The 16,887-nt window shown below is 51.9% G+C and carries 16 protein-coding genes and 1 pseudogene; 13 read left to right on the forward strand and 4 right to left on the reverse strand.

Translation table 11 applies throughout. From position 1 onward, the window contains the following. The first annotated feature begins 57 nt into the window (after positions 1-57). From ftsH to VMT62_12505, 13 genes are all read left to right on the forward strand, one after another. Positions 58-1,896 carry an ATP-dependent zinc metalloprotease FtsH gene (gene ftsH / locus VMT62_12445; protein HVN97230.1) on the forward strand — a complete coding sequence of 613 codons (1,839 nt, stop codon included), beginning with the start codon at positions 58-60 and terminating at the stop codon, positions 1,894-1,896. Then, positions 1,868-2,686 carry a dihydropteroate synthase gene (folP, locus tag VMT62_12450; protein HVN97231.1) on the forward strand — a complete coding sequence of 273 codons (819 nt, stop codon included), beginning with the start codon at positions 1,868-1,870 and terminating at the stop codon, positions 2,684-2,686. Before ftsH ends, folP begins: the two co-directional genes overlap by 29 nt. Further along, positions 2,683-3,444 (forward strand): diadenylate cyclase CdaA, encoded by a 762-nt coding sequence (gene cdaA, locus VMT62_12455; protein HVN97232.1) that lies wholly within the window; start codon positions 2,683-2,685, stop codon positions 3,442-3,444. Before folP ends, cdaA begins: the two co-directional genes overlap by 4 nt. 10 nt (positions 3,445-3,454) lie before the next feature. Continuing rightward, a complete protein-coding gene (locus tag VMT62_12460) occupies positions 3,455-4,120 on the forward strand; it encodes a hypothetical protein (GenBank protein HVN97233.1) in 666 nt (221 codons plus the stop codon). After that, positions 4,095-5,453, forward strand: coding sequence for a phosphoglucosamine mutase (gene glmM / locus VMT62_12465; GenBank protein ID HVN97234.1), 1,359 nt, complete (start codon positions 4,095-4,097; stop codon positions 5,451-5,453). Before VMT62_12460 ends, glmM begins: the two co-directional genes overlap by 26 nt. A 1-nt stretch (position 5,454) precedes the next feature. Continuing rightward, positions 5,455-6,171 (forward strand): pyridoxine 5'-phosphate synthase, encoded by a 717-nt coding sequence (locus VMT62_12470; GenBank protein HVN97235.1) that lies wholly within the window; start codon positions 5,455-5,457, stop codon positions 6,169-6,171. Between the two features lie 2 nt (positions 6,172-6,173). Beyond that, positions 6,174-6,503: a holo-ACP synthase gene (gene acpS / locus VMT62_12475; GenBank protein ID HVN97236.1), complete on the forward strand. Its 330-nt coding sequence runs from the start codon at positions 6,174-6,176 to the stop codon at positions 6,501-6,503. Positions 6,504-6,894: 391 nt separating this feature from the next. Further along, entirely contained in the window at positions 6,895-8,469 is a 1,575-nt protein-coding gene (locus tag VMT62_12480) for an NAD(P)H-hydrate dehydratase (protein ID HVN97237.1), read from the forward strand. After that, positions 8,432-8,848, forward strand: a complete 417-nt coding sequence (gene tsaE, locus VMT62_12485) for a tRNA (adenosine(37)-N6)-threonylcarbamoyltransferase complex ATPase subunit type 1 TsaE (protein ID HVN97238.1) — start codon at positions 8,432-8,434, stop codon at positions 8,846-8,848. The genes VMT62_12480 and tsaE overlap by 38 nt, the downstream gene beginning before the upstream one ends. Before the next feature lie 79 nt (positions 8,849-8,927). Beyond that, positions 8,928-10,163 carry an aspartate kinase gene (locus tag VMT62_12490; GenBank protein ID HVN97239.1) on the forward strand — a complete coding sequence of 412 codons (1,236 nt, stop codon included), beginning with the start codon at positions 8,928-8,930 and terminating at the stop codon, positions 10,161-10,163. Further along, positions 10,160-11,731 carry a citramalate synthase gene (gene cimA, locus VMT62_12495; protein HVN97240.1) on the forward strand — a complete coding sequence of 524 codons (1,572 nt, stop codon included), beginning with the start codon at positions 10,160-10,162 and terminating at the stop codon, positions 11,729-11,731. Before VMT62_12490 ends, cimA begins: the two co-directional genes overlap by 4 nt. Continuing rightward, positions 11,728-12,195 (forward strand): alpha-isopropylmalate synthase regulatory domain-containing protein, encoded by a 468-nt coding sequence (locus tag VMT62_12500; GenBank protein HVN97241.1) that lies wholly within the window; start codon positions 11,728-11,730, stop codon positions 12,193-12,195. The genes cimA and VMT62_12500 overlap by 4 nt, the downstream gene beginning before the upstream one ends. Before the next feature lie 76 nt (positions 12,196-12,271). After that, positions 12,272-14,179, forward strand: coding sequence for a PAS domain S-box protein (locus VMT62_12505; GenBank protein HVN97242.1), 1,908 nt, complete (start codon positions 12,272-12,274; stop codon positions 14,177-14,179). Between the two features lie 70 nt (positions 14,180-14,249). Here the strand turns inward: VMT62_12505 and VMT62_12510 are convergent, their stop codons facing one another. From VMT62_12510 to VMT62_12525, 4 genes and pseudogenes are all read right to left on the reverse strand, one after another. Next, positions 14,250-14,588: a YajD family HNH nuclease gene (locus tag VMT62_12510; protein HVN97243.1), complete on the reverse strand. Its 339-nt coding sequence runs from the start codon at positions 14,586-14,588 to the stop codon at positions 14,250-14,252. A 101-nt stretch (positions 14,589-14,689) separates the two neighbouring features. After that, a complete protein-coding gene (locus VMT62_12515; GenBank protein ID HVN97244.1) occupies positions 14,690-15,430 on the reverse strand; it encodes a DUF72 domain-containing protein in 741 nt (246 codons plus the stop codon). Beyond that, complete coding sequence (ligD, locus tag VMT62_12520; protein HVN97245.1) at positions 15,427-16,539, reverse strand: non-homologous end-joining DNA ligase; 1,113 nt, start codon at positions 16,537-16,539, stop codon at positions 15,427-15,429. The genes VMT62_12515 and ligD overlap by 4 nt, the downstream gene beginning before the upstream one ends. 57 nt (positions 16,540-16,596) lie before the next feature. Next, a pseudogene (locus VMT62_12525) lies at positions 16,597-16,848 on the reverse strand (DNA polymerase ligase N-terminal domain-containing protein). Positions 16,849-16,887 lie beyond the last annotated feature (39 nt).

The following is a 16,887-nucleotide window of genomic DNA, read 5'->3' on the forward strand; positions in this document are numbered from 1 at the left end:
AGGGCCAAAGGCCGCAAAAGAATTGATAAATGCGGCAGACATGTGGTACAGTAACCTGTGGCGCAAAGAACGACAAATCAACCTCCGCAGAATAGAAATATCTTTATTATCCTGCTCCTCATCCTTCTGGGTTTTTTTATCTTCAAAGTCTTTCCTGTTTCCAAGAAAGAATATGAGAACGTGATCTTCAGTGACTTCGTCAACGCGGTCCAGGCGGATAAAATATCGTCCATCACGATCCAGGGGCGAAATATCATCGGCACCTATAAGGAAGGCAAGGATTTCAAGAGTTACGCGCCCGAAGACCCTGAACTTATGAAGATGCTCAGGGAACATAACGTTAAAATAAACGCAAAACCCGACGAGGAAACCGGACTCTGGCAGTCTATACTCGTATCCTGGGTGCCCATCATTCTGCTCATCGGCGTGTGGATTTTCTTCATGCGTCAGATGCAGGCTGGCGGCGGTAAGGCCATGTCTTTCGGCAAAAGCAAGGCGCGACTCTTCACCGGAAAGGACAATAAGGTTACGTTTCGTGATGTGGCAGGTATCGATGAGGCAAAAGAGGAGCTTCAGGAGATCATCGAATTTCTTATCGACCCGAAAAAGTTCACCAAACTTGGCGGACGCATACCCAAAGGTGTTCTGCTCGTGGGCCCGCCGGGCACAGGCAAAACACTTCTCGCGCGGGCAATCGCCGGCGAGGCGAACGTGCCTTTTTTCAGCATCAGCGGTTCTGATTTTGTTGAAATGTTTGTGGGCGTCGGCGCATCGCGGGTGAGAGATCTCTTTACGCAGGGCAAAAAGAACGCGCCCTGCATCATTTTTATTGACGAAATAGATGCCGTAGGTAGACACCGGGGCGCGGGACTCGGCGGCGGTCACGACGAGCGAGAGCAGACCTTGAATCAGCTTCTCGTAGAGATGGATGGTTTTGAGTCCAACGAAGGGGTCATCGTCATGTCGGCGACGAACAGACCCGATGTTCTTGATCCGGCCCTGCTTCGGCCGGGCAGGTTTGACAGGCAGATCGTAGTATCCATCCCCGACGTGAAGGGACGCGAAGAGATCCTGAAGGTCCATGCCCGGAAAACGGTGGTCGAAGAAGGGGTTGACATGTCGATTATTGCTCGAGGAACCCCGGGGTTTTCGGGCGCCGACCTGGAGAACCTCGTGAATGAAGCGGCGCTTATTGCCGCGAGACGGGGTAAAGTCGCCATCGAGATGAACGACTTCGAGCACGCCAAAGACAAGGTTCTCATGGGGGTCGAGCGCAGAAGCATGATCATCTCCCTTGAGGAACGGAAAAACACGGCTTATCATGAGGCCGGTCACGCCCTTGTGGCAAAACTGATCCCCGGATCGGACCCCATCCACAAGGTTACTATTATCCCCAGGGGCAGGGCCCTCGGTCTAACCCAGCAGCTTCCGATCGATGAACGTCACAATTATTCCAAGGAATATCTTGTGAACAGTATCGCTATTTTGCTTGGGGGTAGAGCCGCCGAACAGCTTGTCCTGACGCATGAGACAACCGGAGCGGGAAATGACATCGAGCGGGCCACAAAACTCGCGCGCAAGATGATCTGTGAATGGGGTATGAGCGACAGACTCGGGCCTCTCAATTATGGAAAGGACGAAGAGCACGTGTTCCTCGGAAGGGAGATCGCCAAACACCGAGATTTCAGTGAAAGGACCGCTGAGGATATAGACGGGGAGCTCAAAAATCTCGTCCATGGCTGCTATGAAAGGGCAAAGGGGCTGCTGTCGAGTAATATAGATTCCCTCCATGCTATCGCCAACGCGCTTTTAGAAAAAGAAACTCTTGACGGACAGGAAATCGATACGATTATCAAGGAAAGTACTGATGGCAAGGGAGCTCCCGAGCAACAATAGACCCCTCATCATGGGCATTCTCAATGTGACACCCGACTCCTTCTTTGACGGCGGCCGATATGACAGTGAAAACAGGGCGGTTGAACAAGCCCTTGCCTTGATCTCAGACGGAGCGGATATCATTGATGTGGGAGGGGAATCGACAAGACCCAACGCGGATTCGGTGAGCGTTGAAGAAGAGTTGGCGCGAGTTGTTCCGGTAATCGGGAAAATTCGCGAACACTCCGATGTTTTTATTTCTGTCGATACGTACAAATCGGAGGTCGCCCGTGAGGCCTGTCGCGCGGGCGCCGATATGATCAACGACATAAGCGGCCTTACCTTCGACGCGGATATGGCCCTGCTGGCGGGTAGGCTCGGGGCTTACGTGGTGATCATGCATATTAAAGGGACGCCCAAGGACATGCAAAAGGACCCTCATTACGACGACGTTGTTTTCGAGATAAATGATTTTTTTGCCCGGCAGATTGAGACGGCAACAAAATCGGGCGTCAGAGAGGAACATATCATCCTTGATCCGGGCATCGGGTTCGGGAAGAGGGTAGAGGATAATCTGAGAATTCTCAAAAGGCTCGGCGAATTCAAGAAACTCGGCAGGCCGGTGCTTGTAGGCGCCTCCATGAAGAGCTTCATCGGCGCCGTAACCGGCGCTCCTGTGGACATGAGGGCTTACGGCACGCTCGCGGCCGTGGCTGTGTCGCTTATGAACGGGGCCGATATCGTTCGCGTGCACGATGTGAAAAAGACGAGAGAGGTACTTCAAATCGTTGAGGCGGTGATGACGTCATGACGCCGGTTGCCGGATGGCAAGATGCAACAGATATACTGAGAGACGTCATCGATATACTGATCGTCTCGTTCATCATTTACCGGACGTTTCTCTTGATAAAAGGCACCAGGGCAATACAGCTCATTCTGGGCCTCGTCATTGTCATGTTCGTCTTCGCCCTGGCCAAGCAGTTCGGCCTCTTTACCATCGGATGGATCTTCAACAGTTTTGTCAGTTCCATCATATTCGTCATCGTGGTCATATTCCAGGATGACATACGAAGGTTGTTGCTCGCCCTCGGGAGAAGTCCCTTTTTCAAGAAGATTACCTATGTCCAGGAGACGCTCTTTTACGATGAACTGGTAAATGCCTGCGTCGTCATGGCAAAGAGAAGAACAGGCTCCTTGATTGTGATTGAGCGGGAGGTCGGACTGGAAGAGTTTATGGAGGTGGGCGTGCGTTTCGATGCCGAGGTCAATACGGAGTTAATCGTGAGCGTTTTTCAGCATGGATCGCCCATTCACGATGGGGCCATGATAATCAGGGAAGGAAGAATTAAGGCCGCGGGCTGTGTGCTCCCGCTGACTTCGAATGATGAAGTGGACAAGAGTTTTGGCACGCGACACAGGGCGGGTATGGGCATAACCGAGGTCACGGACGCCGTTGCCCTCATCGTGTCTGAGGAGAGGGGCGTGGTCTCTTACACCTATCGGGGTGAGATATTTCCCAATGTGAGTGGAGATGAGTTGAAGAAGGTGCTGAGAGAACTTCTCCGTTGAGATATTAGCTATGAAGACCCTGAAGAAATATATTCTCGATAATTGGAAGCTCAAGCTTCTCTCTATTATTCTTGCAATTATGTTGTGGATCACGGTTTATCTCATCGGCGAGATGAAAAAAGAGATCACCGTCCCGGTTTCAATAAGCGGTTTGAGTAGAGAATTTGTGATCATGAAGATCGATACTGAGAAGATCGACGTGACGCTCAGCGGACGCGTGTCGATCCTCAAGGACGTGAGGGACAACGATGCAAAGGTCTTGATCAATGGCTCAGAGGCGCGAGACGGTGAGAATATTTTCAACATAACGAGGGGCAACATACAGATACCTAAGGGCGTGCAAATAGATGAGATCAAGCCGAGCGCAATCAAGGTCGATCTCGACCGGATCATCCAAAAGAAACTGAGAACCGTGGTAAAATTGGAAAAAAAATGGGCCGGCAAGTACGATGTAGCGTCGTGGAGTCCACAGTACGTGAGCATTTCCGGCCCGGCAAGGATACTGGAAGGAAAGACTGTCATCGAAACGAATCCAGTGGGCGGTGCCCTGAAGCAGGACCAGGAGGTTATTTCCGTCACGCTCGATACGGAAGGATTGGTGCGCAGCAAGATAGCGCCGGATACGGTGAGGGTTATTCTGAGGAGGCATCATGGAAAGGAAGCTTTTCGGAACTGACGGAATCAGAGGCATAGCGAATGCGTATCCGATGACCTCGGAGATAGCCTTGAAGCTCGGCCGGGCGGTTTCGCACGTATTCAAAGAACGTCACGGCAGAGGCAGGATTGTCGTGGGAAAAGACACGCGGCTTTCAGGGTATATGCTGGAGACCGCCATCGCTTCAGGCGTTTGTTCAATGGGCCTTGACGTGTGGATTGTAGGACCACTACCCACACCGGGGATTGCCTTCATTACGAGCAGCATGAGGGCGGACGCCGGTATTGTAATATCAGCCTCCCACAACCCTTATCAGGACAACGGCATCAAGATATTTTCGGGAGACGGTTTCAAGCTCCCCGACGATTTGGAGAGCGAAATCGAACAACTGATTTTCGATGATTCCCTCGATGCCTTGAGGCCCGTGGCAAATGAGATCGGCAAGGCCCACAGAATCGAAGACGCCATCGGACGCTATATCGTCTTCCTCAAGAACATATTCCCCCAGAAGTACTCCCTTGACGGCCTGCGCATTGTGGTCGATTGCGCCAACGGTGCTGCATATAAGGTGGCGCCCAGCGTGTTTGAAGAACTCGGCGCCCATGTGGTGACCTGCGGCGTTGACCCGGACGGCGAAAACATCAACCGGAAGTGTGGCTCCCTGTATCCGGAGTATTTGCAGGAACTTGTGGTGGAGCACGACGCCCACATCGGTATCGCCTTTGACGGCGATGCCGACAGGGTGATATTCGTTGACGAGAAGGGCGGTGTGGTTGACGGCGACGCGGTTATGACGATCCTCGGCACACATCTGAAGGAGCAAAGCCGACTCAACAAGAACACAGTGGTTGCCACCATTGCGAGCAATATGGGTCTCGAAGTCTGTCTGAAGGAACAGGGGATCAACCTTCTCAGGGCTAATGTGGGAGATCGCTATGTGCTCGAAACTTTACTCAAACAGGGACTCAATTTCGGCGGAGAAAAATCGGGTCACGTGGTCTTCCTCGACCACAACACAACGGGAGACGGCATGGTGACGGCCCTCAGGATGCTCAATGTGATTATCGAAAAGGAAAAGACGCTGGGGGAGCTGAGCCGTAGTTTCATAGAATATCCCCAGGTGGAGCACAACGTGAAAGTCCGTGAAAAAAAGCCCATCGATCAATGCCCTCCTCTTGCCGATACCATTTCAAAGATCACCAAAGCGCTTGGAGATTCCGGAAGGGTCGTGGTGCGATATTCGGGCACCGAGAAGCTCCTTCGGGTCATGGTGGAAGGCGTGGACCGCGAGATCGTCAATACTTACGCGGCAGAGATATCCGACGTAGCAAGACAATACCTTTCGGAGGAATAGGATGGCGGACCTGATGGTAAATATCGATCACGTGGCCACATTAAGAGAGGCTCGAGGCACTAATTATCCCGATCCGGTACACGCGGCCTTAACTGCCGAGATGGCAGGTGCCTCGGGTATCATCGTACACTTAAGAGAAGACCGAAGACACATTAAAGACAGGGATGTGGCCATACTAAAGGATGTGATCAAGACAAAGCTGAATCTTGAGATGGCAGCGGCACCGGAGATAGTGGCCATTGCCTGTGATATAAAGCCGGACATGGTCACACTCGTGCCGGAGAAGAGAAAAGAGCTGACGACCGAAGGCGGGCTTGACGTGGTAAAGCTTTCTGATCGTTTAGCAAGGGTCGTTGAAAAAGTCAAAGGCAAGGGTATTCAGGTAAGTCTCTTTATCGATCCCGTGCAGACCCAGATCGAGATGGCCCACAGGATTCATGCCGATATGATAGAGATTCATACGGGGGCATTTAGCGATGCCCAATCGGAAAGGGCGAAACAAGGTGAACTAAAAAAAATCGTGAATGTGGCCGTACGTGGAAAGGAGTTGGGGCTCGGTGTCAACGCGGGTCACGGTCTTAATTACCATAACGTGAAAGAGGTGGCGGCCATTCAGGAGATTGACGAATTGAGTATCGGCCACAGTATTATAGCGCGGGCGGTCTTCGTGGGTCTTGACCGGGCAGTGATAGACATGATCGCGCTCATGAAGACGTGACAATGATCGGCGTCGATATTGTGGACATAGCAAGGATACACAGGATAGTAGAGAGATATGGGGAACGCTTTCTTGACAGGGTCTATTCGAAAGACGAAGCAAACTACGCCAGAGGGAAGCGGAGGATGGAAGAGACCCTCGCCGGACAGTTCGCCGCCAAAGAGGCATTCATCAAGGCGCTGGGCAGAGGAGTCCCGTGGAGAGATATTGTTGTCTGTCATGAAGGCGCTCGGCCATTCATCCGTTTCCGGGGGAAGCGCTACGATGACGTCAGCATATCTCACGAACATGCATACGCTGTGGCCGTGGTAAACATCAACGAAGAGAAATAATTCAAAAAAATCAGATTCCGTTTTGGGAACGGTGAGCGGTGTTCGGAAGCCGCATCTTAAGCCCGCTTCACGCCTTCCGTCCACTCACCCGGCGGTCGAGGCCCGCCCCGGCAATCGCAGCATAGTCGCAGAGTATTCACTTGGCAACTATGCTGCGCGGAGCACAGTTTGTGGGTGTATGGCAACCTCGATTGTGTCAAGTCAATGTGATTCTCTTTAACGTGCTATCTAGAGAAGCGTGGGGCTAATATGGGGCCGTGGTGTTTACTGAGCGTGAGCTAAGGCATTTCCAGGATGACATAAAATTAGCGATAATATGACCGTAATAGGTTATAATAATAGACGAATATGATCAAAAGTCTTTCGCGCTGCACTCAAGGAGGATGATGGTATGAAGATTCTCTCACCGGAACGGATGGCCAGATATGACGCGTATGCTATAAAGACCTGGGGCATTCCTTCGGCGGTACTCATGGAGAATGCGGGCCGCAACACCTACCGGCTCATGAAAGAAAAATATCTTGCCGACAAAAGACATATCGCAGTCGTGTGCGGAAGAGGTAACAACGGGGGCGATGGGTTTGTGATCGCCCGATACGCCCTGGCCGATCAATACAAAACCAAAGTCTATCTGCTTTGCAGGCGCGAAGATTTGAGCGGTGATGCAGCGCTCAACATGAATTTGTACACATCAATGGGAGGCGAGATTATTGAGTGCGATGGCAGTCCGAAGATTGTCAAGGAAGGTTTGAAGGACACCCATATCGTGGTCGACGCAATCTTTGGCACGGGACTCTCCAAGGAGGTCAAAGGCAGAGAAAGGGTTACCATTGAAGAGATTAACCGTTCGGGCAAACCGGTCATCGCTGTCGACATACCTTCGGGTATCGATGGAAGAAGCGGGGTTGCCCTCGGGGCGGCCGTGAAGGCGACGCACACCTACACGTACGGCTACCCGAAGTTGGGACACCTTCTTTATCCCGGAGCGGACCATGCGGGCAGGATCACCGTTATTGATATTTCGATCCCAACTTTAGCCGAAAGCGAGCTCGGCATAGACGGTCAAGTTGTGGATGGGAACCTGCTTAGAGGATTTCTGCGTCCGAGGCTTCCTTGGTCTCACAAGGGTACATATGGTCATGTGGCGGTGGTCGCCGGGTCCGTTGGCAAGACAGGTGCTGCCTCCATGTCGTCCCTTGCCGCTTTGAAGATCGGCGCCGGACTTGTCACCCTTGCTATACCGGCGAGCCTCAATGCCATTATGGAAGCGAAGCTCACCGAGGTCATGACATATCCTGTGGAAGATCAAGGCAGGGGATGCTTTCTTCTCTCCTCGTACAGGAAGATCATGGATTTCCTAGAAGACAAGGATGTGATCGTGGTTGGCCCCGGCCTTTCCCGGTTTGGAGAATCTATGGAGATCGTGAGAAAACTTGTTGTCGACGCCAAAAAGCCGTTTGTCATCGATGCAGACGGCATCAATGCCTTTGAAGGGCATCTCAAAGTCTTGAGCAAACTCAAGGCAGAAGCGGTGCTGACCCCCCATCCCGGAGAGTTTGCGCGCCTGACCGGTACGACGCCACAGGCCGTGAACGCAGACAGGATAGGGGCCGGCGTGAAATTCGTCCAGAAGTACGGGGTAAACCTCCTTCTGAAGGGTGCACGAAGTATCCTCTTCACGAGTGATAAGGAAATATTCATCAATCCTACCGGAAATGCCGCACTCGCAAAAGGCGGGAGCGGAGACATCCTCACGGGGTTTATCGGGGGATTGGCGGCCCAGGGATACACGCTTCAAGAGTCGGCCACACTTGGCGCGTACCTGCACGGGTACATGGCGGACCTGTGGACAGACGAGAGGGGCGATACGGACCTTCTCGCAACCGATCTTCTCCACGGGATTGGCAGGGCGGTGAAGGAAATTCGGAATGGAGAAGAGAGAATTTATATCGAGAAGTCCCTCTGAAACGTTCGATATCGGGGATCGCATAGGAAGACAGGCGAACCGCGGCGAAGTGTATGCCCTGTACGGGGAGCTTGGATCCGGAAAAACCCATCTGGTGAAGGGTATTGCGCGGGGCATGGGGGTACCCGATTGGGAATACGTGATGAGCCCTTCCTTTGCTATCATGAATCTCTATGAAGGAACATCCGTACTCTGCCACGTGGATCTCTACAGAATAGAAGCCGACGAGGTTCACGATCTTAATCTCGAAGAGTTTCTGGACACGGGGATTGTGGTCGTGGAATGGGCCGATAAAGGCCTTCCGTGGAACGACAATATCGAGATCCAGGTAGAAATTACTGGAGAAAATGAACGAAAAATTGTTATGATCAAACGATAAGGCAGCGGCTTGGCTCGCGGTATGTATACGGCGAGCGCTGACTGTCCATAGAGAAAGCTGAGTCTTGGAGGAAACAGGCATGCTTGTGGTGCAGAAATACGGCGGAACTTCAGTCAAAGATATTGAGCGTATACGGAACGTGGCGAACAAAGCCATTGCGTACAAAAAAAGGGGAATGGATGTGATTGTCGTCGTGTCAGCTATGTCAGGGGAGACGGATAGGCTCCTTAATATTGCCCATGACGTTGCGAAATTTCCCGATGAGAGAGAGCTTGATGTGCTGATCTCTACGGGGGAACAGGTTACCTCAGCCCTTCTGGCGATTACCCTCAAAGAGATGGGCCAGGATGCCATTTCTCTGCAGGCAGATCAGATACCCATCGTGAGTGATTCGAGTTTTGGTTCGGCTCGCATAGCCCGCATAGAAAGTGACAACATTCTTACTGAGCTCAAGGCGGGGAAAATAGTTGTGGTGCCGGGTTTTCAGGGTATTACGGAACAAGGGCATATCACGACGCTCGGCAGGGGAGGATCGGACACGACCGCGGTGGCCCTTGCAGCGGCCCTCAAAGCTGACGTTTGCGAGATCTACACCGATGTGGATGGCGTGTATACGACGGACCCGAATATCTGCGAAAAGGCGCGAAGACTAGAAAAAATATCGTATGACGAGATGCTCGAGATGGCGAGCCTTGGGGCCAAGGTTTTGCAAATACGCTCCGTGGAGCTTGCTCAGAAGTATAACGTGCCGATTCTCGTGAAATCATCTCTTATGGAAGGCGAAGGAACGCTCGTGTGTAAGGAGGACAAGGTCATGATGGAAAAGGTTGTCGTTTCGGGGGTTACCTACAGCAAGAACGAAATCAAGATTACCGTGAGCAGGGTTCCGGACAAACCCGGCATCGCATCAAAGATATTTAGTGCGCTCGCCGATGCAAATATCGTTGTCGATATGATCGTCCAGAACGTAAGCCATGACAAGTATAACGACATTACATTCACCGTTGTAAAAGCGGACGCCAAAAAGGCGCTGAAGATTACTGAAGAGATGGCTAAGGGGCTTGACAGTGTGAAAGTCGGCCTCGATGAAGATATCGCCAAGGTTTCTATCGTGGGGCTCGGCATGCGTTCCCACGCGGGTATCGCGGCCAAGATGTTTACCATACTTGCAAACGAAGGCATTAATATCGAGCTGATCAGCACATCGGAGATCAAGATATCCTGTGTAATCGAGAGCAAATACGGCGAACTTGCGGTAAGGGCGCTTCACAAGCATTTCGGCCTTGACGCCGAAGAGGTGAAGGAGGAGACGTGAGGGTCGAATTCTACGACACCACGTTACGAGACGGTGCACAATCGGAAGATATCGCCTTTACGTTGACCGATAAGCTCCGGATCACGGAGAAACTTGACGAATTTGGCATGCACTACATAGAAGGGGGCTGGCCCGGATCAAACCCGAAAGATCTCCAGTACTTCAAAGAAGTCAAGAAGCTGAATCTCAGGAATGCGAAAGTTGTTGCCTTCAGTAGCACCATGAAAGCCGGGTCAAGCCCGCAAAATGATGAGATCATCATGGCCCTCATGAACGCCCACACAGAGTACATCGCGATCGTGGGCAAGAGCTGGGACCTCCACGTAAAAGACGCCCTGCGGGTAGGCCTTGACACGAACCTCGAGATGATTGATAGGACCATTGCGTATCTCAAACAAATGGCGAAGAAGGTCTTTTTCGATGCGGAACATTTCTTCGACGGTTACAAGAAGAACAGGGCATATGCCATGCGCGTCATCGAGACGGCATACAACGCCGGGGCAGATACGATTGTTCTGTGTGACACTAACGGAGGCAGTATGCCCTATGAGGTGCATGACATCGTGAGCAATGTGAAGGCCGCTCTCAGAGCGCCGCTCGGTATTCACACCCATAACGATACCGAGCTTGGTGTGGCCAATACGCTCATGGCCGTACAGGCAGGATGCACGCAGGTCCAGGGAACCGTGAATGGTTACGGTGAGCGGTGTGGAAATGCAAACCTCTGCTCCATCATCCCAAACGTGATCCTCAAGATGGGTCACAGCGGGATACAGAAACCAAAACTCCGGAAGCTTCGCGAGTTGAGTCTTTTCATCGACGAACTGGCGAATTTTATCCCTGACAAACACAGACCCTACGTGGGTGAAAGCGCCTTCGCGCATAAGGGTGGCATCCACGTGAGTGCCATACGGAGAAACGCCGCGACGTACGAGCACGTACAGCCCGAATATGTGGGCAACAAGCAGCGGGTGCTCATCTCCGACCTATCGGGTGAGAGCAATATTCTCTACAAGGCCAAAGAGTTCAACATCGACATGGGCAAAGACAGAAAGGTGGTCAAGGATATCGTGCAGAAGATCAAGACTCTGGAGATGCACGGTTATCAGTTCGAAGCGGCGGAAGGCTCCCTCGAGCTTCTTATCAAGAAAGACCTCGGTATCCATAAGAGCTATTTCGATCTTGTAGGCTTTAGAATCATAGTGGAGAAAAAGGAGCGGGCCCACCCCGTTACGGAAGCGACAATCCATGTCAAAGTCGGCGACAAGACCGAACACACGGCTGCGCTCGGCAAGGGCCCCGTGAATGCCCTCGACAATGCCCTGAGAAAGGCCCTGCATAAATTCTACCCCGAGCTCAAGGAAATGGACCTTGTGGACTACAAGGTCAGGGTGCTGTCGACCAAGGACGGCACCGGCGCTCGCACGCGAGTGCTCATTGAAAGCAGTGACGGGAAGCATACCTGGGGGACCGTAGGCGTGTCGGAGAATATTATCGAGGCGAGCTGGAGAGCGCTTGTGGATAGTATCGATTATAAACTGCTTATCGAAGAGGAAAGAAACAGGTGAAGAAGCTTCTTAATATTACGGACGCCACAAAAGAACTCAACATTCTTCGCTCTCGGAAGGGATATAAGAGCCCCTTCAAAGCGGTGGGGACATATCGGCTCATAGATGACGGACTAAGACCCGAGGCTACGGTCATTATCGAAACCGAGAAACAACGCATGCATGAGGCATCAACAGGCGTGGGCCCCGTGGATGCCCTCGCCAATGTGTTGAAAAAATCCCTTTCCTCCATTTTCCCTGTAATCCAGGGGGTCAAGCTTGTCGATTTCTCCTCGAGGATCCATGATTCGAAGGCCGGGACCTCCGCCAAGGTGGAGGTAAACATTATTTTTTCTGATGGAAACAATGTCTGGAGCGTTGTGGCCATTTCGGAGAACATCAATATGGCCTCATTCATGGCGCTTCTCGACGGCTTTGAATACGCGATACTGTCAGGGAGACTATCCGAACAGGAAAAGAGGTGAGCAGAGGATATGGCCGACATGTGTGCGACAAGGCCACTTCTCGCCGGTGGAAAGAAACAAATAGTGAGGTAATGGTTTGAAGAAAGAGCAACAACCGCAAGAACAAATATCACCCGAGGGTGACGAAGAGGGTCTGTCCCAGAAGCTCGTGAGGGAACGCGAAGCCATTTACGACTCTCTTTTTCAGAATACGGGGGTAGTAATGCTTCTTATAGATCCACTGACGGGCAGCATCGTGCATGCCAACCCTGCCGCGTGTCGTTTTTACGGATACGATAACGAACGATTGTCCACGATGACAGTCTTTGACCTCAATATCCTGCCCAAAGATCTTGTCCTGGAAGAGATGAACAAGGCAAACCTGAACAAAGAAAATTTCTTCAGTTTTCGGCATCGTCTGGCGGACGGTGAGGTAAGAGACGTGGAGGTATACAGCGGGCCTCTTCGGCTGAGGGGACTAGAGCTTCTCCATTCCATTATCCATGACGTCACAGAAAGGAAACGGGCCGAAGCAAGAACCGAGGAATCGGAGAGGTCGTTGAGGGCCATCCTGTCTGTTTCTCCCATCGGCATTTGTCGTGTGAAGAACAGGACCTTCGAATGGGTCAACGAAGCCATGTGTCGGATGACTGGATATTCCTTTGAAGAATTTGCGGGCAAGAATCTCCGATTTCTGTACGCCAATGATGCAGAGTATGAAAGGGTAGGGGGGTTGAGGGATGCAGGGCCCTTGTGTGAAACAGAACATAGAAGGAAAGATGGTTCCATCGTCCAGATTCTTCTCCAGTCAGCGCCAATCGATGATTCTACGAGGATCGTGACTGTTACCGATATTACAGGTCGGAAAGATGCGGAAATGGAACAGGAGAAGATGGGGAAACTTGAATCCCTGGGCGTCCTTGCCGGAGGCATTGCTCACGATTTTAATAATATCCTCACCATGATCCTGGGCAACGTCTCGCTGGCAAGAATGTATATGGACAAGAATCAGGAAAAGGCCCAGGAAAAGCTAACCAACGCTGAACAGGCCATTATGCGGGCAAAGGACCTGACGCAGCAACTCCTCACCTTTTCGAAGGGCGGGGCACCCATAAAGAAGGTGGTTGCCATCGGCGATTTCCTGAAAGATGTCTGCCAGTTTACCCTTATCGGCACCTCCGTAGTCTGTAAGTTCGATCTTGCCTCGGATCTTTTGCCTGTTGAGATCGACGAGGGGCAGGTCACCCAGGCAGTAGGGCATATCGTGATTAACGGGTCTCAGGCCATGCCCAACGGAGGCACAATTGTGGTGCAGGCGGAGAATGCGATCATGGATACGCCGACACCCCACCTTAAAGCTGGAAGATATGTAAAGATATCGATCATTGACCAGGGGATCGGTATTCCGGAAGACCACCTCAATAAGATATTTGATCCTTACTTTACCACCAAACAAAAAGGGAGCGGCCTGGGACTTGCCATAGCCTACTCGGTTATCAAGAATCACGGAGGTCACATTGCCGTGGAATCGGCTTTGGGCGTGGGTACCACATTTCATGTGTACCTCCCCGTTTTTCAGGGCATTCTTACTTCCGAGAGAAACCTCGAACAGTCGTTGCCTCCATCGGGCGCAAGAATACTCGTGATGGACGATGAGGATTCCATACGGGACCTGGTAGGCGATATATTAAATCTTCACGGATATGCGGTAGATTTTGCAAAAAACGGGGAAGAGGCCGTTGCGCTTTATCAGGAACACGCCTACGATGCAGTGATGCTTGATCTTACCGTGCCGGGTGGGATGGGAGGCAAAGAGACAGTCAAAGAACTCTTGAAAATCGATCCTCACGCCAGGGCTATCGTATCGAGCGGCTATTCCAGCGATCCTATTATGAGCGAATATGCGCAGTATGGTTTCAAAGATGTCATTGCTAAACCGTACAAGATAGACGAACTGGGAGAAGTGATTCGTCGTGTCATAGCCAGGGGCTCAAGTCTTTCGTAGAATCAAGCTCAGGTCGGAAATGAGATACGATCGGTTGGATTATTGTTTCAACCGGGGTTCTTAACCGCCTCTATTGTTCCTCACCCTCTCTGAAATAGTCGCCCAGCATACCCTTCTGATGCTCAGAGTCGTGACAGTAGACGCAGAGGTTTTCCCAGTTGGAGCCGTCTGGGGGATTGTTGTTGTGGTTGCCGTCTCTGTGGTGCACGGTGAGCAAGTGCCTGTCTCTATAGTCGAACTCGCGCGCACACTTGGCACAGATGAGACCGTGAATGCGTAGCGACTGTTCTCTGTAAGGGCTTAACGGGAGCGATGCCTTTAGCTTCTGCACCACCTTTTCGACAGACTTGCCGCTCTCTTTCCATTTGGGTTTTGCGCTGCTACGCATGGTGAAGGTCTTCTTCCTCATTGGTTACCTTGGGCACTTCTTCTTAAATAAGTATAGCACGCCATACGCGCACTTTTCACTACTCTTTCTTTCCTCGGTGGTGATAAGGCAATATTCTTCTTTTATCCCGTTTTCTGTCTCGACGTCTTTCCCTGGGAATCAATGAGCTCGCGGAAACGGATGGCCGTTTCAGGGCCCTGTCCTTGCGGCTCTTCCTCCTCGTGCTTGAAGAAGACAAAGGCTTTATCCCAGTTCTGAGACAGGATCTTCTTCTTCCATGCAGAGAGCTCAGCGTTCGTATAATCTGTGCGGCGTAGCCTTAGATACCCCCACGACGTTGTACTGACAATCTCACGGGCCGGATTCTCCTCCGCATCGGCCGTACAGAGGCCTAGATTCCTCTCTGTGAGCGTCTTAAGAATTTGGGCATCGAGCCAGGATGCATGGCGAAACTCAAAGGCGCAGGCGATGGTGCGCGGAATCAGGGTGAGGAACTCTTTGAGGGCGGTTGGGTTCGCATGAAAGCTTCCGGGAAACTGAAAGAGCACAGGCCCGAGTCTCACGCCCAATACTGAGAGCATCCTGAAGAGATACTTTGTTTCCTTTCCCACATCCCTTAATCGCTTGAGATGAGTAATAGTCCGGGGCGCTTTGACCGCGAAGACGAAATCCCGAGGTACCTTCTGTGCCCAGGATGTGAGGACACTTTCGGTAGGCATATGATAGAAGGTATTGTTTATCTCCACCGTGTCGAAATGCTGTGAGTAAAAGTTGAGCATCTCTTTGGGAGATATCTTCTCAGGGTAGAATGCGCCTATCCACTCCTTATAGCTGTAACCGTTTGTACCGACATGGATTTTCACAGGTCACCTCCTTGGGGTATTTCGCGTACAACCTCGCGCACAGACTTGTCCTCCCGGAGCCGCAAGAAGACGGGCTGTCGCAGGACGGCCTCACGGGTAATGCCGCGAAAAGCCACCTCGCAGACGAGTGTCGGTTTAACCCACGTGACCGGCATGTTTGTCCTGGGCACTACCTTGAAGGGAGATTTTTTGCGAATCAGAGGATGTAGTTTCCGGCGGATCGTCTTTAACGTCTCGGCGCTGAATCCGCTTCCCGTGTGCCCGATGAAAACAAGATCGGCCCCCTCGAATACGCCAAGCACGAGGGCACCGAAATACTTTCTGCGTTCGGTGGGCTCCGTGAATCCGGCAATCACGGCTTCCTGGGTGAGCACGCTCTTTACCTTAAGCCACTCGCGGCTCCTCTCGCCCGTGCGGTACAGACTTTGCGCATGCTTGGCCACAATCCCTTCAAGTCCTTTTTGCCTGGCTGTATTGAAGAAGAGGATACCGTCGTTAGCCACATGGGCGCTCAATTTTATGGTCGGGGAAGAAGGCAGGATACGTGTGAGCAGGCCCTTTCTTAAGATTAACGGCATACCCGTGAGATCATGTCCCTCATAATAAAGGAGGTCGAAAACATAGTAGAGTAAAAAGCCGCTTCCGGTTCTTTTGTAGTCCTGCAACATCTGAAAATCGGCCCGTCCTTTTTTATCGACTACGACGATTTCCCCATCGAACACAGCCTCCTCGAACCCGAGTTTTCTGAGAGATTGGATAACGGCAGGGAATTTTCGGTTGAATGAGATAAGGTTTCGGGAGTAGAGTGAGATGCCCTCTTTATGGATCTCGGCGATAGCCCGGTATCCGTCCCATTTGACCTCGAAAATCCAGTCCGGGTGATCGAACGGCGCCTTGGCGAGGGTTGCGAGCATGGGTCGTATGCGGTGCGGCATGGGTCTTTTTGGTGCGTCCTTCAGGTATTCCGATTCCATAGCGCTGTGAGGAGGGATCGGACCGGCCACATCCGGTCTCGCCTTTCTCTCGGGGTCAGCCTTGATAGGTCCAATCGGCCTGCCGGACGCGACGGAACGGTCGTTTCTGAGAATGTCATCCGCAGTCGCGTACATATCCTTCTTCTTTATGAGCAACCAGGACCTGTCGTCTTTCCTGGTCTTTACCAGTGCGAATTCACCCTTGAGCTTTTCTCCGTGCAGGGTGAACTTCATGTCGCCTTTTCTCAACCCTGCTTCAAGTGCCGCCTCGCTTCTTTTCCCTCCCGCGTCCGAAGGGTGATGATAGGATCCTCTGTCCCAGATGATAACGTCTCCCGCACCGTAATTGCCCCGCGGGATCACACCCTCGAAATCCTTGTATTCCAGCGGATGATCTTCTACCATGACGGCGAGGCGTTTGAGCGAGGGATCGAGAGTCGGTCCCTTGGGTACTGCCTAGCTCTTGAGCACCCCTTTCAGCTC

The organism is Syntrophorhabdaceae bacterium (genome assembly GCA_035541755.1).
GTDB lineage: Bacteria > Desulfobacterota > Syntrophorhabdia > Syntrophorhabdales > Syntrophorhabdaceae > PNOF01.